This is a genomic window from Sphingomonas sp. UYAg733 (assembly GCF_054057355.1).
Map to the genome: position 1 here is coordinate 333122 of NZ_JBSRZE010000001.1, position 25297 is coordinate 358418.

Below are 25297 nucleotides of genomic sequence, written 5' to 3' on the forward strand. Positions count from 1 at the left end.
ATGGCGAATTCAACACGCGGAGCTTCGATGAGCACGAGCATGGCCGAGGCTTCCTTGCCGCTCGCCCCCGATCTGGCGGGGCTCGAGCCGCTCAAGACGATCAAGAGTCGCTGGCCGACGATCATCGGCGCGGTCCTGACGGTTGCGATGGTCGTCGGGCTGGGCCGCGAATTGTTCGGGTCGGGGCTGGCCGGGCTGAGCCGCATGGTGCCGGCAAGCCCGTTGTTCTACCTGTTCTTCGGCATGCTTTATATGTCGCCACCGACCGGCGATCTGGTCATCTTCCGCAAGCTATGGGGCATTCCGGTCGGGCAAGGCTATGCCGCGCTGCTCAAGAAGCGGATCGCGAACGAGGTCGTGATCGGTTATTCGGGCGACGCCTATTTCTACACCTGGGCGCGGCAGCGAGCGCGGATGATCGCGGCGCCGTTCGGTGCGGTGAAGGACGTGACGATCCTGTCGGCGATCGCCGGCAACGGCATCACCCTGCTGATGATCGTGCTTGCCCTGCCGCTCGGCATCAACCTGCTGACCGAGGCGCAGCTGCAGACGCTGGGCGGGTCGGTCGCGGTGGTCTTTGCGATCTCGCTGCCCTTCCTGGTCTTTTCGAAAAAGGTATTTTCGCTACCACGCAAGACGCTGTGGTGGGTGTTCATGGTCCATTGCCTCAGGCTGACCGCCGGCTCGGTGCTGATCGCGCTCGCCTGGCATTTCGCATTGCCGACGGTGTCGGTGTGGATGTGGCTGTTCCTGGCCGCCGCGCGCCTGCTTGTGTCGCGCCTGCCGCTGGTGCCGAACAAAGACCTTCTTTTCGCCAATGTTGCGATCCTGTTTATCGGGCAGGATCAGGCCTTGTCCGAACTGGTCGCGTTCAGCGCAGCGTTAACCTTGCTGATCCATGTGGTTCTGATCGCGTCGTTCGGACTGCATGGCTTGGTGAGGAAGCGGAGATGAAATCTGTTGTAGCGATCGCGCTGGCCGGGATTGGTCTGGTGACGGTGGCCGTCCCCGCGATCGACGCGTCGGCGCGCGCGGGCGTGATCGGCAGCGACGCCGCCGCTTGTCTCGGCGGCGGCGGCGCGGCGATTCGCGCCAATATCACCGGGTTGAAGGACCGCATCGGCGAGCTCAAGCTCGAACTCTATCCGGCGACCGAAGAGGATTTCCTCAAGGACGATCGCGATCTGATCAAGCAAGGCAAATTCTTCCGCCGCATACGTGTGGCGACGCCGCAAAGCGGTGCCGTTTCGGTATGCATCAGGGCGCCGCGCGCGGGACGATACGCACTGCTCTTCACACACAATCGCGACGGCCGGAACAAGTTCGATTTTTGGTCTGACGGTGCCGGCTTTCCGAGCAACCAGAAGCTTGGCCGTTCGCGCCCCAAACTGTTCCAGGCGATGATCAACGTGCCCAATGGCGTGGTGACGACCGAAATCCGTGCGCAGTATCTGCGTGGCCTTGGTGGGTTCGCGCCGATGAAGGGCGATTGATCGGATGCGCATCGTCGATGTCAACGAGTTCTACTCGCCGACCGGTGGCGGGGTACGCACCTACATCGACCGCAAGATGGGGATCATGGCCGATCTGGGTCATGAACTGATCGTTATCGCCGCAGGGCGCGAGGATCTGGTCGAGGAACGTCCGGGCGGCGGCAAGATCATCTATGTGAAGGCGTCGCGCCTGCCGTTCGACAGCAATTACGGGCTGTTCTGGGATGCCGATCCGATCATCCGGCTGCTCGACGAGTTGAAACCCGATCTGGTCGAGGCATCCTCGCCCTGGCGGCCGGCCTGGATCGTCGGTCAATGGCAGCCTCAACCCGGGCATGACGCCGCCAAGGTGTTCTTCATGCACAACGACAATGTCGCGGCCTATGCGCTGCGCTGGTTCGAGGGGCTCGCGCCGCACGACCGGATCGAGCGCGCCTTTGCCTGGTACAGTCGTTACATGAGCCGCTTCCTCGACAATTACGACGCGGTGGTGACCAACGGGCCGGCGCTGGAAAAGCGTCTCAAGGCACGTGGGGTCAGGATCGACGCGGCGATGCCGCTGGGGATCGAGCGCGGGCATTTCTCTCCCGAATTTCGCGACGAGAAACTGCGCGCTTCGCTGCTCGCACAATGTGATCTGCCGCCCGAGGGACTATTGCTGCTCGGGCTTGGCCGGCATCACCCGGAAAAGCGCTGGCAGCTGGTTGCCGATGCGGTCGCGCGCGCCGGTTCGAAAGTGCCCGTCGGCATGATCCTGCTCGGCACCGGCGTTGCCAGCCGCAGAATAGAGAAGACGATCGCCGGCTCACCCCATATCCGTATGTTCAGCCCGGTCTATGACCGCGAACGGCTCGCTCGCGTAATGGCCAGCTGCGATGCGCTTATCCACGGGTCGGAAGCCGAACCGTTCGGGCTGGTCGCGTCGGAGGCGATGGCAGCGGGTCTGCCGTTGATCGCGCCGGACACCGGCGGCTGCGCGGAAATCGCCGACCCGCATGCGTCGGAACTCTACACCGCGCGCGATGCGACGGCCTGCGCCGCGGCGATCGAGCGGCTCTACACGCGCGATCGGACCCTGTTGCGCCGCGCGGCGGTGATCGCGGCCGGCAAGGTGCGCAGCGACCGCGAGCATACCGAGGAATTGATGGCCTATTATGCCGGGCTGGTCGCCGCTAAGCGCGCCGAGCGGGCGCTCAAAGCGGCCTGACGTAAAGCCGGAACCGTCCGCCCGCGACCGATACCGGCCGCCAATGGTTATGCTTCGCCCAATCCTCCAATACACCATCGAGTGCTGCATCGCCGCTGGTCCATGGGCCTTCGCCACCGATCAGGATCGCGGCCGGTGCCTGCGCAAAATGAACGCCCAGCGTGTCGCGCGCGACGACGCGGTAAACCGATTCGGCATTGGCGTTGAGCAGCTTGTGGCTGCGGAAATAAAAGGGCCCGGTGGCAAAGCGCGGGTCGGGCAAGCGGCCCGTCACGGGCAGGAATTGCGGCGACAGGGTCGCGACCGAACCGGTGACGCCAGCGCGGTCGAGGCCTGCGCGAATCGCACTGCCCTGGCGCATCGCCTCGAGCATCGGCACGCCGGCCACGGTTCGGGCGAGCGCCTCGACCGACGGCGCGAACCCGGCACAGACGAATACGACCAGCGCGATCCGCGTGCGCCGTCCCGGCGGACCCGCTTGCCAGCCGATCGCGAGCCGCACGAACAAGGGCGGGAGCAGCGGCAGCAGATATTGGCGCCAGGTGGGGGAGGGCAACAACGCGGCGATGATGCCGGCCCACAGCATCCAGTCGATCGCGCGGCCCGATGTCGCGCGCCAGCGCACCCGGCTGGTCAGCAACAGCCCGATCAGGGCCGGGCCGAGCGCGAGGAACTTGAACGTGTCGAGCGCTTTTGCGGCCCATGACATCTTCCATGGACGATCGATCGCGCGGTAATATTCGCCCGGCGCGAACGCAGGAAAATCGAGCACGCCAAACTGGAAACCATAGGGCTGCCAGGCGATGCTCGCGATCATGAAAGCGCAGACCGGCAATGTGCCCAGCGCAAGCCATAAGGGCTGGTGGCGACGATCGGACAGCGCATAAAGGCCATAGGCGACCGCCGGCAGCGCATAGGAGATTTTCGCCGCACTCGCCCCGGCCAGCAGGAGCCCGGCGAGCAACGCCGTACAGCGCGTGCCGCGATCGTTCGCGGTACGGATCACCAGCGGCAGCGCGGCGGCGAGCAGAGCCACGGGCAGCGCGTCATTGCGTGCGGTGCCGATGCTGAACAACAAGATGTCAGTACAGGCGAACAGGCCGGTGCCAAGCAGCGCCGGGCGGGGTTCCGCGCCGCCTTCGCGCGCCGCGCGATAGACGAAGGCGACCGCAGCCGCGCCGAGCAACGCATTGACGATGCGCAATCCCGGCCAGGCCCAGCCGCCGAACGCCCAGGCCAGCGGCGCGAACAGGATCGGCTGAAGCGGGGCCTGCAGATAGGCGAAGTCGCGATAGGGCAGATAACCATGCGCGGTCAGCACCGCCGCGGCTACATATTGGCTCTCGTCATGATCGAGCGGTCGCGCGAGCGTCAGCATGACGAACACCAGGGCCGTCGCCACAAACCAGGTGCGCGCGGAATTCGAGTATTGGCGCATGGTTCTTTCGTTTCGCGGCGGATTGGCGCAGCCTTAGCCAGCGCGGGTGGAACTGTCACGGACAGGACTGTCATGGGCGCGCCATATCCGCGGCGCATCAGACGCCGACAACGCGAAGAGGGCCGCCATGGAATTCACGATCGACCGCCGTTCATTGATCCTGACCGGCGCGCTGGGGCTCGGCGCCTATGCCATTCCCGGCTTCGCGCAGACGGTGACGGTTGCCGGCGGACGTGGCTTCACCCATTCGGTGGCGAGCGGCGAACCGGCCAGTGATTCGATGCTGCTGTGGACGCGCTACGTTCCCACCGATGGCGGCGCGGTCGAATTGAAGGCCGAGGTTTCGCCAACGGCGGATTTCGCGAAGATCGTCAGCGGTGGGGTGCAGATCACTGGCCCTTGGCGCGACCATACGGCCAAGATCACCGTCGCCGGATTGGAACCAGGAACCGTCTATCATTTCCGCTTCGTCGCGCCCGATGGCGGCATGTCGCCGGTCGGGCGCACCAAGACTCTGCCCGAAGGCAAAATCGCTCGCTTCCGCACCGCGATCTTCTCCTGCTCGAACCTCGCCTTTGGTTATTTCAATGCCTATGCCCATGCCGTGGCGCGCGACGATCTCGATCTCGTCATCCATCTCGGCGATTATTTCTACGAATATAAACCCGGTGCCTATCCGTCGCTCAAGGAAACGATCGGCAACCGCCTGCCCGAACCGGCGAGCGAATTGCTCCATCTCGCCGATTATCGGTTGCGCTATGGCAGCTATCGCGCCGATCCGGACCTGCAGGCGCTCCACGCGAAGCATCCGATGATCGTGCAATGGGACGATCACGAATCCGCCAATGACAGCTGGGAGGGTGGGGCGCAAAACCATCAGCCGGGCGAGGGCGACTGGAACGACCGCCGTGCCGCGTCGATCCAGGCCTATCGCGAATGGATGCCGGTTTCCGACGAGCCGTGGAAGGTTTATGACATCGGTACGCTGGCGACGCTGTTCCGCACCGAGACCCGGCTGCTCGGGCGCACCAGGCAGCCCGACCTCGAGCCGTTGTTGAAAGGCCCCGATCCGGCCAGGGCGCTGGTCGATTTCCGCAACGGCGCGTGGATGGACCCGGACGCGACGATGATGGGCACGCAGCAGGAATATTGGCTCGACCATGAACTGCGTCGGTCGGTGAAGGCGGGACAAAAGTGGCAAGTGGTCGGCTTCGGCACGATCATGGGCGAAACGATGACGCCGCCCGATTCGCTTAACTGGCTCTCACCCGATGCGCCGGCTTATGTGCGCGGTTATGTCAGCGAAGGATTGGCGGCGGCAAAGGCGGGACTGCCCTCCAACCTCGACAATTGGGGCGGCTATCCCATGGCACGCGCGCGTTTCCTCAAGGGCGCGCAAGGCGCCGGGGCGAACCTGGTGGTCATTTCGGGCGACAGCCATAATGCCTGGGCATTCGATCTGGCGCAGGACGGCCAGGCGGCGGGCGTCGAATTCGCCGGGCATTCGGTCACCTCGGGCGGTTATGAATCCGCGCTGGCGGCCGATCCCAAGATCGTCGCGGCGGGACTGGTCAAGGCCAATCGCGAGCTGAAATGGTGCGACACATCGCGGCGCGGCTATATGGCGACGACCCTGACCCCGGAACGGGTCAGCAACGACTGGGTGATGGTCGATCCGGTCAAGACGAAGTCGGCCGGGGGCATCGTCGGCCACAGCGTGTCGGTGGCACGTGGACGGAATGTGATGGCTTAGTTTAATCCGGACGGGGGTTTATTCCTGGCGGGCGGCGGCAACCAGAGTGCGCGCGGTTGTCAGCAATAACGGTCCGGCCTCGCCCGCCGAAAACATCTGCGAACTCACGAACGCCCCGTTGATCAGCAGTGATAATTGCATGGCCAGTTCATCGGGGCGTCGCACCCCGAGCCGGACGGCCACGCCTTTCAGGCGCACGCGAAGATCGTTCTTGTGCTTTGTCGCAACAGCGCGCGCGGGGTGGTCGGCGTCGGGAAATTCGGCGGCGACGTTGATCTGCGGGCAGCCGCGATAGTCCGGGCGACCGACGCGCTCTGCGATCCAGTCCAACTGTGCTGCCAGTTCCGCGTCGGCATCCGCCTCATGGCCTTGCGCTGCCCGGTTCCAGCACGCCCAGAAATCCTGGTCCTCACGGGCAAGAAACGCGGCGATAAGGTCGTCCTTGGTGCGGAAGTGCCGATAAAGGCTGGTCTTCGCCACACCGGCTTCCTCGACCACAAGATCCACGCCAACCGCACGCACGCCCCGGCGATAGAATAATGCCGATGCCGTATCGAGGACGCGCTTCCGCACATCGGTTGCGCCCTGGAGCGGCCCATCGTCGGGGCTGGCGTCGTTCCTGTGTCGCATTGGTCGATCTCCTGATCCGCTGTCTATCAGCAAAATCCTTGACACGCTACAGACCTGTTTGTAGGCATGTTGCAACAGACAGGTCTGTAGCGTGTCAAGGGAGGTCGAAATGTCGAGTTCGGAATCAACTCAACGGGGTCAGTCGATTGCCGTTTTCGGCGCCTCGGGTCACACCGGGCGGTTCGTTATCGCGGAACTGCAGCGCCGTGGATTTGTCCCGATCGCGATCGGTCGCGACGCGGCCCGATTGATCTCGTTGGCCTCGCCCGGCCAAGCCGTCGAAACGCGCGTCGCCACTGTCGAGGACGCCGCATCGCTCGATCGGGCACTGATCGGTGCTGCGGCGGTGATCAATTGCGCCGGGCCGTTTCTCGATACTGCGGATGCGCTTGCCACTGCGGCGGTACGTGCGCGTATCCATTATCTCGATGTCACACCCGAACAGTCGAGCGCGCTGGCAACATTCGAACGGTTCGCCGCACCGGCGCAGGCCGCCGGTATCGTCCTGGTCCCGGCGATGGGGTTCTATGGCGGTCTTGGCGACCTTCTGGCCACGGCCGCGATGGGCGACTGGGCGTTGGCGGACGAGATCCGCATCGGTATTGCGCTGGACAGCTGGCAACCAACACCTGGTACGCGGCTTACCGGCCAGCGTAACACAGCCAGACGCTTGGTTATCGCCGGCGGAGAACTGGTGCCATTGGCCGACCCGGCACCGCAAGTCTCATGGACCTTCGCTGATCCGTTCGGCGTGCAGGACGCCGTCGAAATGCCGATGACCGAAACGGTCCTGATTTCGCGTCATCTGCGCACCGACAGCCTTCATACCTATCTCAATCTCGCGCCGCTGCTCGACCTGCGCGATCCGTCGACTCCACCGCCCAGCCCGGTCGACGAAATGGGTCGCTCGGCGCAGATTTTCCTGATGGAGGCGATCGTTAGAAAGGGTCCGGTGGAGCGCCGGGCCAGTGCGCACGGCCAGGATATCTACGCGTTCACCGCCCCACTGGTGGTGGAGGCGGTCCAGCGGATTTTGGCGGGCGCGGTCGACGCGCGAGGCGTGCTTGCGCCGGGCGAGATATTCGATGCGCGGGATTTTCTGCGCGCATTGGCGCCGGAGCACCTCACGGTGGAGATCAGCTGACCCGCACCGCCGTCACGAAATAATCGAGCTTCAGATCGTCGCTGAGTATGAACCCCATCGCGGCGGAAAAGCTCAAGCCACGCGTGTTGACCACGGTTAACCCGGCCGCCTCGATCAGTGCTGTCAGCTCGCCCGGCGTCAGGAACTTGTTCCAGTCATGCGTTCCCCGCGGGATCCGTCCGGTTCCCTCGGCCAGCGTGATCATCGCGAGCCGCGACAGCGCGGTGCGGTTGGGCGTCGACAGGATCAGCAACCCACCCGTGGCGAGCGCGCCCGCCAGCCCGGCGATGAAGCCGGCCGGGTCGCTGACATGTTCGATCACCTCGAGCGAGGTGACCAGGTCGAATTTCTCAGCGCCCACCCCTTCGATGCCACCGGCCCGGTAATCGATCGTCAGGCCGGATTGCATGGTGTGCACGCGCGCGGCGGCGATGTTCTCGGGCGCGGCATCGATGCCGGTCACCGCCGCACCGAGTCGGGCGAGCGGTTCGCACAACAGCCCCGCACCGCATCCGACATCGAGCGCTGTCCTGCCCGTCATCGGCTTGAAGCTCCTCTCGTCGAGCTGCCAATGCCGGTCCATCTGCGACCGGAGATAGACCAACCGCACCGGGTTGAGACGGTGGAGCATCCCCGACGATCCATGCGGATCCCACCAATCGGCCGCCATCGCGCCAAAATGCGCGGCCTCTGCCGGATCGATGGTCGTTACAGGTGCGCTTGCGTTTGCCATGACCGGTTTCTATCAGCAGCCCCTCCGCAGCCCAAGGACTTCCGACCTCAATGGCCCGTATCGTGATGAAATTCGGTGGCACGTCGATGGCCGGGATCGAGCGCATCCGCACCGTCGCCGCGCGCATCAAGCGTGAAGTGGAGGCGGGCAATCAGGTCGCCGTGGTCGTCTCGGCGATGGCCGGGGAGACCGACCGGCTGGTCAATTTCTGCCGTGAGGCGTCATCGCTTTACGATCCGCATGAATATGACGTCGTCGTTTCTTCGGGCGAACAGGTGACCAGCGGGCTGCTCGCGATCGCGCTGCAGGCGATCGGTGTGCCGGCGCGTAGCTGGCTCGGCTGGCAATTGCCGATCCGCACGTCGGACGGCCATGCCTCGGCGCGCATCGGCGAGATCGAAACGACACGGCTCAACGAATCGCTCGCGCGCGGCGAAGTGGCGGTCATCCCCGGCTTCCAGGGCGTCGCGCCCGGCGAGCGCGTGACGACATTGGGTCGCGGCGGGTCGGACACGTCGGCGGTGGCGATGGCGGCGGCGATGGGCGCGGATCGCTGCGACATCTATACCGATGTCGACGGCGTCTACACCACCGACCCACGGATCGTCCCGCGCGCGCGCAAACTGAAGCGCGTGACCTATGAGGAAATGCTGGAACTGGCGAGCGTCGGCGCGAAAGTGCTGCAGACGCGCTCGGTCGGTCTGGCGATGAAGGAAAATGTGCGGGTGCAGGTCCTGTCGTCGTTCGTCGATGAGGATGCGCCCCTGGGCAGTGCCGAACCCGGCACGCTGATCGTCAGTGAAGAGGAATTGGGCGACATGGAACGGCAATTGATCACCGGCATCGCGCACGACAAGAATGAAGCGAAGATCACGCTGACCGCCGTGCCCGACCGGCCCGGTTCGGTCGCCTCGATCTTCGCGCCGCTCGCCGACGCCAATATCAACGTCGACATGATCGTGCAGAACGTCGCGCACACCACCGGATCGACCGACGTGACCTTCACCGTGCCCGCCGCCGATCTCGCCAAGTCGCTCGATGTGCTGGGCAAGGCGCAGGGCGATATCGGTTATGCCGAACTGTTCCACGACACGCGCGTCGCCAAGATCTCGGTCGTCGGTGTCGGCATGCGCAGCCACGCAGGCGTCGCCTCGCTGATGTTCACCACGCTGGGCGAACGCGGCATCAATATCCAGGCGATCGCCACGTCGGAGATCAAGGTCAGCGTGCTGATCGAGGAGGATTATACCGAACTGGCGGTGCGTGTGCTGCACACGGCGTACGGGCTGGATGCCGAGGACGCGGCTTAAAATCGTCACACCCGCTTGCGGGGGCGGGCCGGGGAGGGCATGTCGCAGCGCATGACCGATACCATTGCCGCTAAGGCCGATACCTCGTCCAACCCTTCTCCGAACGTGGGGGAGGAGCGCCTGGCCCGCCGCATGGCGCGCGGCGTCGAATTTCTCGGCTCCGAAGTGGCGATCCTGTGCGGCGCAATGTCCTGGGTCAGCGAGCGGCATCTCGTTTCGGCGATGTCCAATGCGGGCGGCTTCGGCCTGATCGCCTGCGGCGCGATGACCCCCGAACTGCTCGATGCCGAAATCGCAGCGACCAAGACGCTTACGACCAGGCCGTTCGGCGTGAACCTGATCACCATGCATCCCGGCCTGTTCGACCTGATCGAGGTCTGCAACAAACATGGCGTCGGCCATGTCGTGCTCGCCGGGGGCCTGCCGCCGACCGGCAGCATCGATGCGATCAAGCGGAATGGCGCGAAACTGATCTGCTTTGCGCCCGCACTGAGCCTGGCCAAGAAGCTGATCCGCTCCGGTGTCGATGCGCTGGTGGTCGAGGGCATGGAAGCGGGCGGGCATATCGGCCCGGTCTCGACCAGCGTGCTCGCGCAGGAAATCCTGCCCGAGGTCGCCGAGCAGGTACCGGTGTTCGTCGCCGGCGGGATCGGCCGGGGCGAGGCGATCGCCGCCTATCTCGACATGGGTGCGGCTGGCGTGCAGCTCGGCACGCGTTTCGTGTGTGCGACCGAAAGCATCGCGCACGCCAATTTCAAAAAGGCCTTCATTCGCGCCTCGGCACGCGATGCGGTTGCCAGCGTGCAGATCGACCCGCGTTTGCCGGTCATTCCGGTGCGCGCGCTGAAAAACGCGTCGAGCGAGTTGTTCACCGCCAAACAGCGTGAGGTCGCGCAATTGCTCGATGAGGGCAGCGTCGCGATGGGCGAGGCACAATTGCAGATCGAACATTATTGGGCGGGCGCGCTACGCCGCGCGGTGATCGATGGCGATATCGAGCATGGCTCGATCATGGCCGGCCAGTCGGTCGGCATGGTGACGAAGGAAGAACCGGTCACGGAGATCATCGCGACGCTGATGGCCGAAGCGGCCCATGCGCTAGAGAAGCGGGCAGTCTGAATGGAGACCGAGCGCGCCGGCCTGCCAATCCTTCCCTTCGCCGATTCGGCGGCATGGGAAGCATGGCTCGGCAAGCAGCCGCGCACATCGAAGGGCGTGTGGCTCAAACTCGCCAAGTCCAGTGCCGGCGTGCCATCAGTATCCAAGGCGCAGGCGATCGACGGTGCGCTGATCCATGGCTGGATCGACGGTCAGCTCAATCCTTTCGATGCCGATTGGTGGCTGATCCGCTTCACCCCGCGCAAGGCGCGGAGCAAATGGTCGGAAAAGAACCGCACGCGTGCGCTGGAACTGATTACCGAAATCCGGATTGCGCCCGCCGGACAGGCGGAAATCGATGCGGCGAAAACGGATGGGCGCTGGGATGCGGCCTATGCGCCGCAATCGACGATCGGCGTGCCGGATGATCTTGCGACGGCGCTCGACGCCGAACCCAGGGCACGCGCCTTTTTCGACACGCTGACGGGGGCGAACCGCTATGCGATTCTGTACCGCATCCATGAAGCGAAGAAGCCGGAGACGCGAACGGCGCGGATCTCGAAGTTCGTCGGCATGTGCATGCGGGGCGAAACCGTCCACGGGGATCGGTGAAGCCAGAGCACCGGGCACCCGGCCCACCACCGTCATTCCCGCAGAAACGGGTATCCCGCTTCTTTTTCTACTGCTGCTTGCTGCGGGAAAGGCAGGGATGACAGAAGAAGCTAGGTCTCAAATCATCTGACTCCAGCGCGGAGAACTTGCGCTTCCTGCCCACGCTAATGCCCGATCTTATCTTTAAGTAGCTGATATATAATTATATATAGCTCATCTCGCCGGGGCGGGGACGGATAAAGATATGTCACATATGGGTGTGACATATCTCCCGCCTTTTGTGCCACACCCACAATCGCTGGTCCCATCGGCCCGATCACCAGCGATTCAGCGATGACATAGGGTGGGGCATGTCATCCCTGCCGGAATATGACGGCCCGCTCTTTCCTATTGTCGAAAACAGGTCGTCACAGCGCTACCAGCGCCAAGATTTCGCCCGTGACTTCAGCCGCCCTGTAAGCGCCTGACAAGCGCGTGAGGCTAACGCGATCTTAACCATCTTGGGCGATGACTGTCCGGCCGGGGGGCACGGAGATCCTGAATGACACGCTTGTGCCGCGTCCTGTTGCTGCCGCTGGCGATTGCCGCGATGTCTGGTTGCGCAAGCCGGCAGGTCGCCGTGACGCCGCCGCCTCCACCCATGGTGTTTGCACCGCCGGCGCCGAGCATCGCGATGCCGGCAGGTGCGTATCCGGGCATGGCGATCCCGGTTGCCCGGATCGACGGCAGCTATCCCACGCCGAATGAAGACCTCTCGCCCGCCGCCAGCGTCTGGCACCTGCGGGCCGGGCTGAACTTCGCCGCGCTTGGTTGTCGCGGCCCGGAGGAAGGGGCGATCATCGCCAGCTATAATGCGATGCTGCGCGGTCAGAAAACGGCCCTGGCGCAGGCGGAGCGCTCGTTGACGGCGGAATATCGCGTCTCGGGCGGCGTGGCGTGGCGCGATTCCTATGACGATGCCATGACCCGGCTTTACAATTATTACGCCCAGGCACCGGCCAAGCCCGCCTTGTGCGCAACGGCACAGCGGCTGCTGGCCGAGGCGGCGAAGGTGCCGTCGGAGAATTTCACCGCCTTTGCCGAGGCGCGCCTACCCGAACTCGATCATAGCTTCACCGACTTCTACCGCGCCTATGACGCGTGGCGCACGCAGCGCCAGCCGTCCGGTCCGATCATTTCGCTCGCGTCGAACACCGTGCAACGCCCGTCGCCCAGGATCGAGATCGACCCGGCGATCTTCCGCCTGCCATAGAATCTTTTGAATAAGACGACACCGGCCCGCCGCCGATGAGTGCCGCGTGACTCAGTGGTTACGTTGTTAGCAAGTGGCGCCGGATGCGGGTCGAACGGGGTTCCTTACAGCCTCCGGCTTCGCTACGACGAACCGATGGCCGAGCATGATCCCGACCAGCCGAGTTCCGATCTGACGATCCCCGATCTGCCCGGCGGTGGGCGCTTCGTCGGCCGGCAGCATCGTTTCCCGATCCGAGTCTATTTCGAGGACACCGATCTTTCGGGTATGGTCTATCACGCCAATTATCTGCGTTTCATGGAACGCGCCCGCTCGGACATGCTGCGTCTTGTCGGGGTCGATCAGCGCGGTGCGCATGATTCTGGTGAGGGCGCCTATGCGATCACCAAGCTCGCCATTCGCTATGAGGCGCCCGCGAAACTCGACGACGCGCTGGTGGTTATATCCGACGTGATCCGGGTGCGCGCCGCATCGGTGGATATTCAGCAACGAGTCATGCGCGGTGCGGAGATACTGACCACAGCCGAGGTGACGGCGGCGCTGGTGGGGGCATCGGGGCGACCGCGCCGGCAACCGAAACATTGGGTCGAGGCGTTCGAGCGTCTCGTCGGGCCTGGGAATCAGATGGGGATAGAAGGAAAATAATGAGCGTATTGTTGAATACCGATGCCGCGACCATGTCGCCCATCGCCCTGTTCCTGCAGGCCGATTTCGTCGTGAAGTTCGTTATGCTCGGCCTGTTGCTGGCGAGCATCTGGACCTGGGCGATCATCGTCAGCTTCGCGCTCAAGCTCGGGCGTACGCGCAAGAAGATCGACCGCTTCGAACGCGATTTCTGGAAGGCCGAAGATATCGACGCCTTCCACCGCATAGAAGGCGACAGCGACTTGCCGATCGCCAAGATCTTTTCATCCGGCGTGGCCGAATGGCGGCGCTCCACCGCCAGCGGCGCGGTCGATCGCGGCGGCACGCGTGAGCGGCTGGCGACGGCGATGGGCGCGTCGGTCGCGCATGAGATCGACAAATTGTCGGACCGCCTCAACATCCTCGCCACGGTCGGCTCGGTCGCACCGTTCGTCGGCCTGTTCGGCACCGTCTGGGGCATCATGCGCAGCTTCACCGGCATCGCGCAGCAGCAGAGCACGTCGCTCGCGGTGGTCGCGCCGGGCATCGCCGAAGCACTGTTCGCGACCGCGATCGGCCTGTTCGCCGCGATTCCGGCGGTCATCGCCTATAATCGCTTCAGTCATGGCATCAACCGGATCGAGGCACGGCTCAACCGTTTCGCCGACGGCTTCCACGCGACACTGAGCCGGCAGCTCGAGACCGAGGTGCGCAAGTGATGGTTCTTCGAAATTCCTCCCCCATCGGGGGAGGAATTTAAGCGATGTCGATCAATCTCCCCTCGCAGCGCGGTCGTGGTCGCCGGGCGCCGATGGCCGACATCAACGTCACGCCGTTGGTCGACGTCATGCTGGTGCTGTTGATCATCTTCATGGTCACCGCCCCGCTGCTTACCGCTGGCGTACCGGTGAACTTGCCCGACAGCCGCGCCAAGCCGCTCGACCAGGACCAGAAGCCGGTGCAGATTTCGCTCGACGATCAGGGCAAGCTGTTCGTCGACGACGATGAGGTAACCGACGCGCTCCTGCCCGATGTGCTGCAGCAGATCGCCAGGAAGACTGATGGTGGACAGCCGCCGCAGATATTCCTGCGCGCCGACAAGTCGCTGAAATATGACCGCGTGATGCGCGTGATGGGTGAACTCAACCGCGCCGGGCTCAACCGCGTCGCGCTGGTCACGGTGGGCAGCGACAAGTGAAGTTTCGCCAACGGTATTCGGGCTAGACCCGGTGGAACGGACCGAAAAGATCGGGGTGGGCGCCGCCGTGCTGGGCCATGTCGTGCTGTTCGGCGCATTGTCGCTGAGCTGGCTTTGGCCCGCCGAAGAAACGCCCAAGGCGAAGCCGATCGAAATCTCGCTGGTCGACGATGTCGCGCTGGATTCGCAGGCGCCACCATCGGCCGAGCCGCCAGCGCAATCGCGTGCGCCCGAAGAGGCTCCCCCCGAGGAAGCCGCGCCACCTGAGCCGGCGGTGGAGGAGCCTGCGCCCACGCCCCCGGCCAAGCAGCCCGAACCCGCGCCGGCACCCAAGCCAGCACCCAAAGCGCCGCCACCGCCCAAAAAGCCGCCTGTAACCAAGCCGGACAAGGCCAAGACGCCGCCGGCCAAGACCGCGACGACCGCGCCCAAGGCGGCCAGCGTCGCCAAGGCGACCGGCACCAAGCCGGGTGCCACACGGCGCAATCCCGGTGGGTTCGTGCTGTCGGACGAGACGCGCCGCGGGCTGGCCGCTGCGGAATCCAAATCGAAGGCGGAGACGCCGCCTGGCGCGACGATGGATTCGAAGGCGGCGGCGGATATCGGTTCGGCGATCGTGCGTCAGGTTCAGCCCTGCGCCAATCGTCAGGTCAAGCCGGGACCGGGCGCCGAGCGAATTCGCGTGCAGATCCGGCTTCAGCTCAACAAGGACGGATCATTGGCTGCGCGGCCGACGATCGTCGGGCATACCGGCGTGGATGACGAAAATGGCCGTTATGTCGACGCGGTCGACCGCAATGCCATCGCGACTTTCACGGGTTGTTCTCCGCTGCGCGGGTTGCCGATCGAGCTGTACGACGTGCCCCGCGGCTGGAAGACGTTCAGCCTACGTTATAATCTACCCGGGTGAGGAAAGACCATGATGCACCACAGTAAATATCTGGCGTTCGCGCTGGCGCTTTCCGGAGCGGCCGTGGCACAGGCACAGACCGCGCCGCCGCCGGTCCGCTCGACCCAATCCGCGCCGCAGCCGGGCCAGGCCGCGCCGGCCGCCGGCCAGCAGCCGGACGAGCTGGTCGTCGATGTCGTCGGCGGCATCTCCGCGCCGCTCGGCATCGCCATCCCGATCATGCCGACAGCTGCCGTCGTCGATACGCCCGCTGGCCGCACCGACGAACTGGGGCGTCAGCTTGCCGGGATCGTGACCAACGATTTGCGCAACAGCGGCTTGTTCAAACCGATCGCGTCGGGCGGCCTGAAAGGCGTGGCCTTTCCCGAGGTGACTGCGCCGACCTTCGATTATTGGGGCGGCGCCGGCGCCTCCGCACTGGTCCAGGGTTATATCCGCGCCAATGGCGACGGAACGCTGACCGTCGGCTGTTACCTCTATGATGTGTTCTCGCGCAATGAACTCGCACGCCAGGGTTTCGTCGTGCCGCCGGGCGACTGGCGCCGCGCGGGGCACAAATGCGCCGATATGGTCTATTCGAAGCTGACCGGCGAAGGGCCCTATTTCGACAGCCGCGTGATCTATGTCTCGGAAACCGGCTCCAAGGCCAAACGTATCAAGCGCCTGTCGATCATGGATCAGGACGGGGCCAATCACCGTTTCCTGACCAATGGCCAGTCGATCGTGCTGACGCCGCGTTTTGCGCCGAACCAGCAGACGATCGTTTATATGAGCTATCTCAACGATCGGCCGGCGATCTATGTCTATGACATCGGAACCGGCAAACAGCATTTGCTGGTCAACAATCCCAGCCTTAGCTTCTCGCCCCGCGTCTCGCCCGATGGCCGCACTGTCGTGTTCTCGATGGCGGTCGCGGGCAATACCGACCTCTACAAGGTAGCGATATCGGGCGGCTCGCCGCAGCGGCTGACCGATGCGCCGGGGATCGATACCGGCGCCAGCTTCTCGCCCGATGGCCGCCGGATCGTGTTCGAAAGCGATCGTTCGGGCGCACAGCAAATCTATGTGATGAACGCGGATGGATCGAACCAGCAGCGCATTTCCTTCGGCAGCGGACGTTATGCGACGCCGGTGTGGAGCCCGCGCGGCGACCTGATCGCTTTCACCAAGATCGCCGGTAATTTCCGCATCGGCACCATGAGCCCGTCGGGCAGCGCCGAAAAGCTGCTTACCGACGATTGGCAGGACGAAGGTCCGAGCTGGTCGCCCAATGGCCGCGTGCTGATGTTCCATCGCCAGGGGCGTGGCGGCGCGGGCAAGGCCGATCTCTGGTCGGTCGACCTGACCGGCGTCAACGAACGCCGCGTGCCGACCCCGCTCGATGGATCCGATCCAGGTTGGGGACCGTTACGTCGTTGAGACCGTTACACCCCTGAGCTTTATCAAGACCACTGACCGAAGGAGAAACCAGATGGCCAGACTGACAACCACGATGCTCATTGCGACGGCATTGCTCGCCACCGCTGCCTGCAGCAAAAAGCGCCCCGAAGTGCTGCCGCCGGCGCCAGGCGTCGATCAGGGCACGTCCCCGGGTCAGGGCGATAATGTGCAGCCCGGTTCGCGCGCCGATTTCGAGCGTTCGGTGACCAGCAACACCGTCAATTTCGCGCTCGATCGTTATGATATCGACGCCCGTGCGCGTGAAATTCTCGACAGCCAGGCGGCTTGGCTCGCCAAATGGCCCAATGTGCCGGTCAGCCTCGAAGGCCATGCCGACGAACGCGGCACACGCGAATATAACCTCGCGCTCGGCGATCGCCGCGCCAATGCGGCGAAGAATTATCTCGCGGGTCGCGGTGTGAATCCGGCGCGGATTTCGACCATCAGCTATGGCAAGGAACGACCGATCGCACTTGGCTCGGACGAGGCAAGCTGGGCGCAGAACCGCCGCGCGGTGACCATCGTCCTGAACTGATACCGGGCGGTTTGCCGTCCGATCTTTCTCGAAACGCCGTCGGATCGCAGCACCCGGCGGCGTTTTCGCGTCATGTCGCAACCGATCCGATTCCGCTTGCACCCACTCGATACCCGATATAAATATGATATCATATTAACGGGAGGTTCCAATGTCGGATTCGAGTACGACCAACACTGCGCTCACGCTCTCTCGCGAGCGGCCTGCGGTCACGTCGAGCGGCTATGTGATGCTGTTGCTGATGCTCGTCGCGATCGTGGCTGGCGTGTTCGGCGCTTCGCTGATGCAACGCGATCCGGCGCTTGGCGGCATGATCATCGCCGTTTCGGTGATCGCCTTCTCCTTCATACTGTGCGGCTTCTATATGCAGCAGCCCAATCAGGCGACTGCGATCACCCTGTTCGGTGCGTACAAGGGCACAGATCGCAACACCGGGCTGCGCTGGCTGCTGCCGTGGCTCGGCCGCAAGAAGGTGTCGCTGCGCGCCAACAACATGATCTCCGAACGACTGAAGGTGAACGACTTGCGCGGCAATCCGATCGAGATCGCGGCGCAGGTGGTGTGGCGCGTGACGGATACCGCCCAGGCGCTGTTCGATATCGACGATTACAAATCGTTCGTGATCGTCCAGATCGAAGCCGCGGTGCGCACGATCGGCTCACGTTACCCCTATGACGATTTCGAGCATCAGGAAGTGACCTTGCGCGGCAATCACGACCAGGTCGCGGTCGAACTGCGCCAGGAACTGATCGCGCGGCTGGTCGTCGCCGGCATCACGGTCGATGAATGCGGCTTTACCCATCTCGCTTATGCGCAGGAAATTGCAGGCGCAATGCTCCGCCGGCAACAGGCGCAAGCGGTGGTCGCGGCGCGCAAGACTTTGGTCGAGGGCGCGGTCGGCATGGTCGAAATGGCGCTAGAGATGCTCAGCGAAAAGAATGTCGTCCATCTCGATGACGAGCGCCGCGCGGCCATGGTATCGAACCTGATGGTCGTGCTGTGCGGTGAGCGCGATACGCAGCCGGTGGTCAACACGGGCAGCCTGTACCAATAGGCCGCGCCGCGTGACGCCCCCTTCCAAAAAAGCGTTCCCGTTGCGCCTCGACCCCGCGCTTCACGCGGCGATCGAGCGCGCGGCGGCGAGCGACCTGCGCAGCGTCAACGCAGAGCTTGAATGCTTGCTGCGCGAGGCGCTGGCGCGGCGCGGGGTGAAGCTGGAGGCGCCGGTCGCCGCGCGTCGCGGACGGCCACCAAAGCAAATCGAAGGAGAAGCGTGATGAATGTCGAATCGATCAAACGCGCCTACCGCATACGCGAGGGATATTGGTTCGCGCCCAGGCTGTTCGGCTATGGCGCGACGCCAGTGAACTGGCAGGGCTGGGTCGTGATGCTGGGTTACGTCGTGGCGATGCTGGCGATGCTCAACTGGTTGCCAGGTGCCGTTCCGGGCATCCTTGTCGGCATCGCGCTGACCGCCGCGATGATCGTCATCACCTGGCGTAAGACCGATGGTGACTGGCGCTGGCGCTGGCGCTGGGAGCCAAATCCCTAGCCAAACGCCTCGTCAAGCAACCGTGCCAGCCGCAATCCGCCGCGCTCGATCTCGAGTCGCGCGGTGGGCACCAGCTTCCCGATCGTCGCCTGGTCGAGTTTGGCGCGTGTCGGCACCGGGCCGCAGGCATCGCCGCCGAGCGCGGTGGCATAGGTCGCGTCATGCGCGACCTGCCAGCTCTCCCGGCTCCAATCCTCGACACTGCCCGCCTGGATCGGCATTTTCTCCTCCGGCGAATAGCGCCGTAACAGCGATGGCGGGGTGGAGATCGCACGCTCGGCGAGATAGCCGTCCCAGATCGCATGCAGGTTGAGCCGTTCGGGCGCATAGGAGCCATAAGCGGCGGTCACCTTGTTGCCGCCGAGATCGCCACGGTCGCCGGCATGGAGCGGCTGGTGCAAATCGCCCATGAAATGGATCAGGAACGCCAGTGCCTGGACGCGCTCGCGCATCGGCAGCTTCTTGTCCTTGAGCAATTTCAGGTCGCGCTCGATCTGCGCCGAGACGCAATTGCCGTCGCGGCATGCCGATTTCAGGTCGAACGGCTTGCACACATCGACATTCTGATAATGCCAGCTGGACGTGTAGCTGAAGCGTGGACCCAGCGTCTTGATGCAGTCGGCCCACACGCTGGCCTGCTCGATCGTCATGGCGGGGCACGTCGGAGTCTCAAGCAGCTGTGCATGGCGCAGGATCTGGTCGATGGCGGCTCGGGTCTTGGGTTTGGCATTGCGATAGCCGATCGAGGCGACCGTCTCATGACCATATTCCCAATAGGCTGAAACGGGTGCCGCGATGGTGGCCGCGAACAAGGCGAGCAGGGCGGGGATGACACGATTCATGGGCGCCGCTCTACTCCTCTCGTTCCCCCGAACAAGAGTTGGGGCATTGTGATCATGCGTGCCGTTACTCGTCGCCATAGATTGCGAGCGATCGTGCGCCGTCCGATGTCGCGCGCGCCCGGTTCATGCCCGCGGTGATAAAACTCCATGCGAGGTCGCCATTTGGCGCGGCGACGATCACGCCACCGGTGCCGCCCAGCTCACGGACATCGGCCAGCACCGCGTCGGCCGCACCCTGTACGGTTTCGCCGCTCAGCCGGACCCGGGCGCAGATTTCGTGCGCGACGCCGGCGCGGATGAAGAACTCGCCCGCGCCGGTCGCCGACACCGCACAGGCGCGGTCGTCGGCATAGGTGCCTGCGCCGATCAGCGGCGAATCGCCGACCCGGCCCCAGCGTTTGCCGGTCACGCCGCCGGTCGAGGTCGCCGCCGCAACATGGCCGCGCACATCGCATGCGACGGCACCGACCGTGCCGTATTTCATGTCCACGTCGAACGCGCCGCCGCCGCGCGATTTGAGCTCGTCCAGCTGCCGGCGTCTTTCGGGCAGGGCGAACCAGTCCTGACCGACCTGTTCGAGTCCCGCATCGATCGAGAAGGCATCGGCGCCGGTGCCCGACAACAACACGTGCCGCCCGTCCACCATCACCGCCTGCGCCAGATCGACCGGGTGACGCGTCGCGGTGATGCCAGCCACCGCGCCCGCGCGCCGGTCGCGTCCGTCCATGATCGCAGCGTCCAGTTCGGCCACGCCGTCGAAGCTCAGCGCCGCGCCCCGCCCCGCGTTGAAATGCTCATCGTCTTCAAGCACGCGCACCGCCGCGGCCACTGCATCAAGCGCCGACCCACCACTGCCGAGTATCGCTGACCCGGCATCGAGCGCCTCGGCAAGCCCTGCGCGGATGCCGGCGTCCTGCGCGGGCGTCAGCCGGTCGCGGGTCATCATACCCGCCCCGCCATGGATCATCAGCGTCCAGCGCCGATCTGAAATGGGGTCGGGAACGGGTTCGGGCATGATCGGGTTCCGGTATCGGAGGGTCAGATGGTCGCGGGTCTGGTATCAGATGATACCGGTCGCGCCACCCTAGCCCGCAACCCGATCAGCGGTCGCAGCCACCCCACTTCGCGTCCGATCAGATAAAAGGCCCAGCATCCGGCGACAGTGGTCGTCACCAGGATGACGAACTCGACGCCCGGCGGCAGATGGAAGGGCAACAGCGCGAATTCGACCCCGACGATGATCGTCTGATGGATGATGTAGAAGGGGAACACCGCTTCGGTCAGCGTCACGCGCCACGGATGGTCGCGGTTCCAATGGCTGTCGGCAAAGCCGATCAGTGCGATGATCGTGCTCCACCCCTGGATCGCGCGCGCCCAGGAGAAGACCTGGCCGTAAGGCCAGGACGGCATCGCGCTACCGGGCCAGCGCCACTCGATCGATGCGGCCACGGCGTAGCCGATCACCGCCGCCACCGCTGCGGGGCGCCACCATCGGCCGATCGCGGCAAAGGTCGGTTTCGACCCGGCGAGCGCGAAGCCGAACAGGAAACCCGGCAGATATTGTGCATGGGCAACCCAGTCGCCGAACAGCGCATGCGTCTCGCGCGCGCCGGGAAACAGCCAGGCCGCGACGAGAATCAGCCATGCGGTCGGGATCAGCCATGCGCCAATCCCACCGAAGATGCGGTCGAACACGACTTGCAGCTTGAGTCGGCTGAGCAGCGCCCCGATCAAGGCGGCGCCGAGCGCCAGCGCCATGGTGTAGACCCAGAGATAGACGACGAACCACAGATGCTGCCAGGTCGGCAGGTCAATGCCGTTGAGTTTGCCGAAGCGAAAATAGTCGTGCAGCCAGAAGCTCCACAGGCTGCCGGCATAGCCGTGCTTGCTGGCCAGTTCCGCCCAGGGCTGAAGCGGGATGACCACAATCATGCCGAACAGTAGAGGGATCAGCAGCCGCTTGCTTCGCGATCCGGCGAATGCTCCTGTGCCGCCGCCCTTCATCAACAGCGCGCGGCTGGCATAGCCCGACACCACAAACAGCAGCAGCAGCCGCCAGCTATTGGTCGCGAGCATCGGAATCGCCACCCAATCCATTGGGTCGGCGGTCTTCACATGGAAATCCCACGGCACGAAGATCATGCCGATATGGTAAAAGATGAGCAGCCCGAATGCGCCGATCCGAAGCCAGTCCAGTCCGTAATGCCGTTCCATCTCAGTCCCTTTAACGCGTAAGATGGCGCTGGCTAGCGAGCAGCGCGCTCTCCCGGTATCGGGGAGGGGCGGGTGGCTGCAGGCAGGGGACGAGCGTGGCGGACGGCGGGACGAGCGGCGGGAATGTCGGGGCAAGCGGGGCGCGGCGGCGGCTCGCGCTGCTGCTTGCCGCCGGTTTCGCACTCACCGTGGCCGCGATCATGATCGCCAACGCCGAATCGATGATGACCGATTTCGCCGCAGCGGGCATCGCTGTGACCCGCACCCATGTGTGGGTGTGGGAAGTGTCGAGCATCATCGCCTGGCTCAGCCTCGCGCCGGCCGTCTGGTACATGATCGCCAAGGTCCGGCCGCCGCGCTTCTCCTGGGCACAGGTCGCGCTGATCCTGGCGCTGGCGAGCGTGCCGGCATCGGCCTGGCACATCGGGTTGATGGTCGCGCTGCGCAAGTCGTTCTACGCGCTCGAGGGGCAGACCTATCATTTCTTCGGTAACATGCCGAACCCGCTGCTCTACGAATACCGCAAGGATGTCGGCACTTACCTGCAATGGATCGGCCTGGCGGCGATCGCGCAGTGGCTGCTGGCGACGATCGGCGCGGGACCGCCGGCGCCGGCATTGGGCATTTCGTTCCTCGCGGTGACGGACGGCAGCGTCACGCATCAGGTGCCGGTCGCCGAGATCGACCAGCTGGTCGCCGCGGGCAATTATGTCGAGGTCATGTGGGGTTCGCGCGTCCTGCTCCACCGCGCGACGCTGGCCATGGTCGAACAGGCGCTGGGCGACGCTTTCGTGCGCATCCATCGCAGCCGCATCGTGCGCCGCGCCGCGATCCGGCGGGTCGAGACCGATCGCAGCGGCGACTTCACCGTCGAACTGGCGAGCGGCATCAGCGTGCGGGGGAGCCGACGCTTCCGGACAGGGGTACAGGCCTGATCCGCGGCCGTGCGCGCAACCCGATCAGCGGCCGCAGCCAGTTGATCTCGCGCCCGACCAGATAGAAACCGAGACAGGCCGATGCGGTGGCGCCGAACAGCAGCGCGAACTCGGTCCATGGCGCAAGGCCAAGCGGCAGCGTAAACCACGCCGTCACGACGATCACCGGATGATGGATGATGTAGAACGGGAACACCGCCTCACCCAGGGTCGCGCGCCATGGATGGTCGCGGTTCCAATATGTCTCGGCGATGTGGAGCAACGTCACGATCATGCTCCACGCCATGACCAGCTGCGCCGATCGATCGAGCGCCATCATCAGATGCGAAGGCATCTCATGCGCCTGATAGGCCAGTTCGAACCCGACGACGATCGTGCCGGAGAGCAATGCGATCAGCGCCGCGAGCCGCCAGTGACGCGCGATCGGCGCCCACAGCAGTTGCGAGCCGCCGAGCGCGAAGCCGAACAGGAAGATCGGCACATAATGGGAATGGCCGGCCCAGTCGGTGAACAGGCCCTGTTTCTCCGGCACGACGAACAGCAGCGCCAGCTTCAGCATGACGACCAGGGCGATCGGCGCCCACAAGATGCGGTGGCCGCGGCTGAGCCATTCGAACCAGCGCTGCAGCCGCGCCGCGCCATCGCTGCCGAGCCAGCCGAGCAGCCCCGCGAGCAGCATCGTATAGGCCCAGAGATATTCGACGAACCACAGATGCTCGACGCTCGGGAAACTGCGTTCGTAGAAGGTGCCGACCCGCCAATAATCATGCGACCAGAAATGCAAGAAGCCGAGCGGATAGCCCTTCTCCATTACCCGCACCCACATTTCCGGCGGCACGATGAAGACCATTGCGAAGACCAGCGGGATCAGCAGGCGCGCGCTGCGCGAACGCACAAAGCCGCGCACCGAGGGTGACTTCTCGAACAGCTTGCGTGATGCGTAACCCGACACCGCGAACAGCAACGGCAGGCGCCACGGCGTGAGCAGCGCCATTGGCACGATAAGCTGCGGATAGGTCTGGGCGGATTTCACCACCCAGTCCCATGGCGCGAAGACCATGCCGATATGATACAGGATCAGCAGGCCGAACGCAGCGACGCGCAGCCAATCGAGCCCGTAATGGCGGCCGCCTTTTATCAAACTCGTTCAACTTCATAATAGTGGGTCGGTCTGTTATAGCGGGGGTCCAATCACCAAAAGGTTAGGACGGGCGATGCGGATCGGCGGCTGGGTCGGACTGGCGGGGCTACTCGCCGCGGGGGCGGCGACACCGGCGATATCGCAGATCGGCCAGGCGCTGAAGATCGCGCGCAACAACCAGCCACCGCCATTCCCATTCGACCCGCGCAGGGCACCGCCCGCGCCGGATTATGCAAGGGCGTCGAACTGGGCCGCGCTGCCGACGGCGCGCGACGAGGCCGATGTCACCCCGCGCGGCGTGACCGGCATCGACCAGCGCAGCGCGGATGCCGATGTGTTCTTCATCTATCCGACCGTGCTGATGAGCCGGACGCAATGGAACGCCGATGTCGGCGACGTCGCGCTCAACCGCAAAATCGAGGATACGACGATCCGCGGACAGGCAAGCGTATTCAACGGCTGCTGTGCGATCTATGCGCCGCGCTACCGTCAGATGACGCTTGGTGGTTACATCAAATGGTCGGCCAACAGCGAAGCGGCGACCGAGCTCGCATATGGCGATGTCGCGCGCGCCTTTCGCTACTTCCTCGCCAATCACAACAAGGGCCGGCCGTTCATCATCGCCGGGCACAGCCAGGGATCGCGGCTCGGCCGGTTGCTGATCGAGCGCGAGATCGACGGCAAGCCGCTCGCGCGGCGGATGATCGCGGCCTATCTGATCGGCACCTGGATCGAGAAGGACTGGTTCAAGGGTCTGCGCGACGTGCGCGCTTGCACCCAGGCGTTCGACACCGGCTGCGTGGTCACCTGGTCGACCTATGCGCAAGGCCGCAACGCGTCGTTGCAGCGCGTGAATATCGGGCGGCAATCGAAATATACGCCCGAAACGAAGATCAGGCCCTATGCCGGGATCAACCCGTTCAACTGGAGCAGCGGCGACGCGATGGCGCCCAAGACGATGGATAAGGGCAGCTGGATCCATGGCGCGGGCGCTACGCCGGCCGCTCCGGTGCCGGGGCTGGTATCGGGCCGGATGCGCGACGGTGCGTTGTACGTCTCGCCGCCGGGCAAGGCTTATACCGACCTGATGATCCCGCTCGGCAATTTTCATAATGTCGATTACAACATCGCCTATATGAACCTGCGCGAAAACGCGGTCGTGCGGGTTGGGGCCTTTTGGAAGCAATAGGTTCCTCCACACTCGCGGTCACGCTATAGGAGGCGGGAAGACACCCC

General features: G+C 64.5%; 27 protein-coding genes. 20 read left to right on the top strand and 7 right to left on the bottom strand.

Annotated features, from left to right (window positions below; genetic code table 11):
* Window positions 1-27: 27 nt before the first annotated feature.
* The 3 genes from ACVWZA_RS01775 to ACVWZA_RS01785 are packed head-to-tail and all read left to right on the top strand — an operon-like array spanning window position 28 to window position 2700.
* The gene (locus ACVWZA_RS01775; protein ID WP_457309430.1) at window positions 28-954 is read left to right on the top strand and encodes a hypothetical protein; all 927 of its coding nucleotides are present in this window, start codon (window positions 28-30) and stop codon (window positions 952-954) included.
* Entirely contained in the window at window positions 951-1493 is a 543-nt protein-coding gene (locus ACVWZA_RS01780) for a DUF2141 domain-containing protein (RefSeq protein ID WP_457309431.1), read from the top strand. The genes ACVWZA_RS01775 and ACVWZA_RS01780 overlap by 4 nt, the downstream gene beginning before the upstream one ends.
* Before the next feature lie 4 nt (window positions 1494-1497).
* Window positions 1498-2700: a glycosyltransferase gene (locus ACVWZA_RS01785; protein WP_457309432.1), complete on the top strand. Its 1203-nt coding sequence runs from the start codon at window positions 1498-1500 to the stop codon at window positions 2698-2700.
* Here the strand turns inward: ACVWZA_RS01785 and ACVWZA_RS01790 are convergent.
* Entirely contained in the window at window positions 2687-4138 is a 1452-nt protein-coding gene (locus ACVWZA_RS01790) for a glycosyltransferase family 39 protein (RefSeq protein WP_457309433.1), read from the bottom strand. The two genes, ACVWZA_RS01785 and ACVWZA_RS01790, sit on opposite strands and share 14 nt — an antisense overlap.
* Before the next feature lie 127 nt (window positions 4139-4265).
* Between ACVWZA_RS01790 and ACVWZA_RS01795 the strand changes: the two genes are divergently transcribed.
* Window positions 4266-5891 carry an alkaline phosphatase D family protein gene (locus ACVWZA_RS01795; protein ID WP_457309434.1) on the top strand — a complete coding sequence of 542 codons (1626 nt, stop codon included), beginning with the start codon at window positions 4266-4268 and terminating at the stop codon, window positions 5889-5891.
* Window positions 5892-5909: 18 nt separating this feature from the next.
* Here the strand turns inward: ACVWZA_RS01795 and ACVWZA_RS01800 are convergent, their stop codons facing one another.
* Window positions 5910-6521 carry a TetR/AcrR family transcriptional regulator gene (locus ACVWZA_RS01800; RefSeq protein ID WP_457309435.1) on the bottom strand — a complete coding sequence of 204 codons (612 nt, stop codon included), beginning with the start codon at window positions 6519-6521 and terminating at the stop codon, window positions 5910-5912.
* 109 nt (window positions 6522-6630) lie between these two features.
* On the opposite strand from ACVWZA_RS01800, the gene ACVWZA_RS01805 reads away from it, so the two are divergent.
* Window positions 6631-7665: a saccharopine dehydrogenase family protein gene (locus ACVWZA_RS01805; RefSeq protein ID WP_457309436.1), complete on the top strand. Its 1035-nt coding sequence runs from the start codon at window positions 6631-6633 to the stop codon at window positions 7663-7665.
* Here ACVWZA_RS01805 and ubiG read toward each other — a convergent pair.
* Window positions 7658-8398, bottom strand: a complete 741-nt coding sequence (gene ubiG / locus ACVWZA_RS01810; protein ID WP_457309437.1) for a bifunctional 2-polyprenyl-6-hydroxyphenol methylase/3-demethylubiquinol 3-O-methyltransferase UbiG — start codon at window positions 8396-8398, stop codon at window positions 7658-7660. The genes ACVWZA_RS01805 and ubiG overlap by 8 nt on opposite strands.
* A 50-nt stretch (window positions 8399-8448) precedes the next feature.
* Between ubiG and ACVWZA_RS01815 the strand changes: the two genes are divergently transcribed.
* The 13 genes from ACVWZA_RS01815 to ACVWZA_RS01875 all read left to right on the top strand — a co-directional run bounded on the left by ACVWZA_RS01815 (window position 8449) and on the right by ACVWZA_RS01875 (window position 18929).
* A complete protein-coding gene (locus ACVWZA_RS01815) occupies window positions 8449-9708 on the top strand; it encodes an aspartate kinase (RefSeq protein ID WP_457309438.1) in 1260 nt (419 codons plus the stop codon).
* 132 nt (window positions 9709-9840) lie between these two features.
* Window positions 9841-10827, top strand: a complete 987-nt coding sequence (locus ACVWZA_RS01820; protein WP_457310045.1) for an NAD(P)H-dependent flavin oxidoreductase — start codon at window positions 9841-9843, stop codon at window positions 10825-10827.
* Window positions 10828-11418, top strand: a complete 591-nt coding sequence (locus ACVWZA_RS01825) for a YdeI/OmpD-associated family protein (protein ID WP_457309439.1) — start codon at window positions 10828-10830, stop codon at window positions 11416-11418.
* Between the two features lie 541 nt (window positions 11419-11959).
* Entirely contained in the window at window positions 11960-12670 is a 711-nt protein-coding gene (locus ACVWZA_RS01830) for a hypothetical protein (RefSeq protein ID WP_457309440.1), read from the top strand.
* Between the two features lie 135 nt (window positions 12671-12805).
* Window positions 12806-13315, top strand: coding sequence for a YbgC/FadM family acyl-CoA thioesterase (locus ACVWZA_RS01835; protein WP_457309441.1), 510 nt, complete (start codon window positions 12806-12808; stop codon window positions 13313-13315).
* On the top strand, window positions 13315-14013 hold the full coding sequence (gene tolQ / locus ACVWZA_RS01840; RefSeq protein ID WP_457309442.1) for a protein TolQ: 699 nt from the start codon (window positions 13315-13317) through the stop codon (window positions 14011-14013). Before ACVWZA_RS01835 ends, tolQ begins: the two co-directional genes overlap by 1 nt.
* A gap of 44 nt (window positions 14014-14057) precedes the next feature.
* On the top strand, window positions 14058-14492 hold the full coding sequence (tolR, locus tag ACVWZA_RS01845) for a protein TolR (protein ID WP_457309443.1): 435 nt from the start codon (window positions 14058-14060) through the stop codon (window positions 14490-14492).
* 31 nt (window positions 14493-14523) lie between these two features.
* Window positions 14524-15402, top strand: coding sequence for a cell envelope biogenesis protein TolA (locus ACVWZA_RS01850; RefSeq protein ID WP_457309444.1), 879 nt, complete (start codon window positions 14524-14526; stop codon window positions 15400-15402).
* Between the two features lie 9 nt (window positions 15403-15411).
* Entirely contained in the window at window positions 15412-16821 is a 1410-nt protein-coding gene (gene tolB / locus ACVWZA_RS01855) for a Tol-Pal system beta propeller repeat protein TolB (RefSeq protein WP_457309445.1), read from the top strand.
* A gap of 52 nt (window positions 16822-16873) precedes the next feature.
* Window positions 16874-17377 (top strand): peptidoglycan-associated lipoprotein Pal, encoded by a 504-nt coding sequence (gene pal / locus ACVWZA_RS01860; protein WP_457309446.1) that lies wholly within the window; start codon window positions 16874-16876, stop codon window positions 17375-17377.
* Between the two features lie 151 nt (window positions 17378-17528).
* Window positions 17529-18431, top strand: coding sequence for an SPFH domain-containing protein (locus tag ACVWZA_RS01865; RefSeq protein WP_457309447.1), 903 nt, complete (start codon window positions 17529-17531; stop codon window positions 18429-18431).
* A 10-nt stretch (window positions 18432-18441) separates the two neighbouring features.
* Complete coding sequence (locus tag ACVWZA_RS01870; protein WP_457309448.1) at window positions 18442-18654, top strand: toxin-antitoxin system HicB family antitoxin; 213 nt, start codon at window positions 18442-18444, stop codon at window positions 18652-18654.
* Window positions 18654-18929 (top strand): hypothetical protein, encoded by a 276-nt coding sequence (locus ACVWZA_RS01875; RefSeq protein ID WP_457309449.1) that lies wholly within the window; start codon window positions 18654-18656, stop codon window positions 18927-18929. The genes ACVWZA_RS01870 and ACVWZA_RS01875 overlap by 1 nt, the downstream gene beginning before the upstream one ends.
* Here ACVWZA_RS01875 and ACVWZA_RS01880 read toward each other — a convergent pair.
* From ACVWZA_RS01880 to ACVWZA_RS01890, 3 genes are all read right to left on the bottom strand, one after another.
* Entirely contained in the window at window positions 18926-19771 is an 846-nt protein-coding gene (locus ACVWZA_RS01880; protein ID WP_457309450.1) for a S1/P1 nuclease, read from the bottom strand. The genes ACVWZA_RS01875 and ACVWZA_RS01880 overlap by 4 nt on opposite strands.
* A gap of 64 nt (window positions 19772-19835) precedes the next feature.
* The gene (locus ACVWZA_RS01885; RefSeq protein WP_457309451.1) at window positions 19836-20786 is read right to left on the bottom strand and encodes an isoaspartyl peptidase/L-asparaginase family protein; all 951 of its coding nucleotides are present in this window, start codon (window positions 20784-20786) and stop codon (window positions 19836-19838) included.
* Between the two features lie 23 nt (window positions 20787-20809).
* Window positions 20810-21985 carry an acyltransferase family protein gene (locus ACVWZA_RS01890; RefSeq protein WP_457309452.1) on the bottom strand — a complete coding sequence of 392 codons (1176 nt, stop codon included), beginning with the start codon at window positions 21983-21985 and terminating at the stop codon, window positions 20810-20812.
* 95 nt (window positions 21986-22080) lie between these two features.
* On the opposite strand from ACVWZA_RS01890, the gene ACVWZA_RS01895 reads away from it, so the two are divergent.
* Window positions 22081-22920: a LytTR family transcriptional regulator DNA-binding domain-containing protein gene (locus ACVWZA_RS01895; RefSeq protein ID WP_457309453.1), complete on the top strand. Its 840-nt coding sequence runs from the start codon at window positions 22081-22083 to the stop codon at window positions 22918-22920.
* Here the strand turns inward: ACVWZA_RS01895 and ACVWZA_RS01900 are convergent.
* Window positions 22874-24061, bottom strand: coding sequence for an acyltransferase family protein (locus ACVWZA_RS01900; protein ID WP_457309454.1), 1188 nt, complete (start codon window positions 24059-24061; stop codon window positions 22874-22876). The genes ACVWZA_RS01895 and ACVWZA_RS01900 overlap by 47 nt on opposite strands.
* 73 nt (window positions 24062-24134) lie before the next feature.
* Here ACVWZA_RS01900 and ACVWZA_RS01905 point away from each other — a divergent pair, with 73 nt between their 5' ends.
* Window positions 24135-25250 carry a DUF3089 domain-containing protein gene (locus ACVWZA_RS01905; RefSeq protein ID WP_457309455.1) on the top strand — a complete coding sequence of 372 codons (1116 nt, stop codon included), beginning with the start codon at window positions 24135-24137 and terminating at the stop codon, window positions 25248-25250.
* Window positions 25251-25297 lie beyond the last annotated feature (47 nt).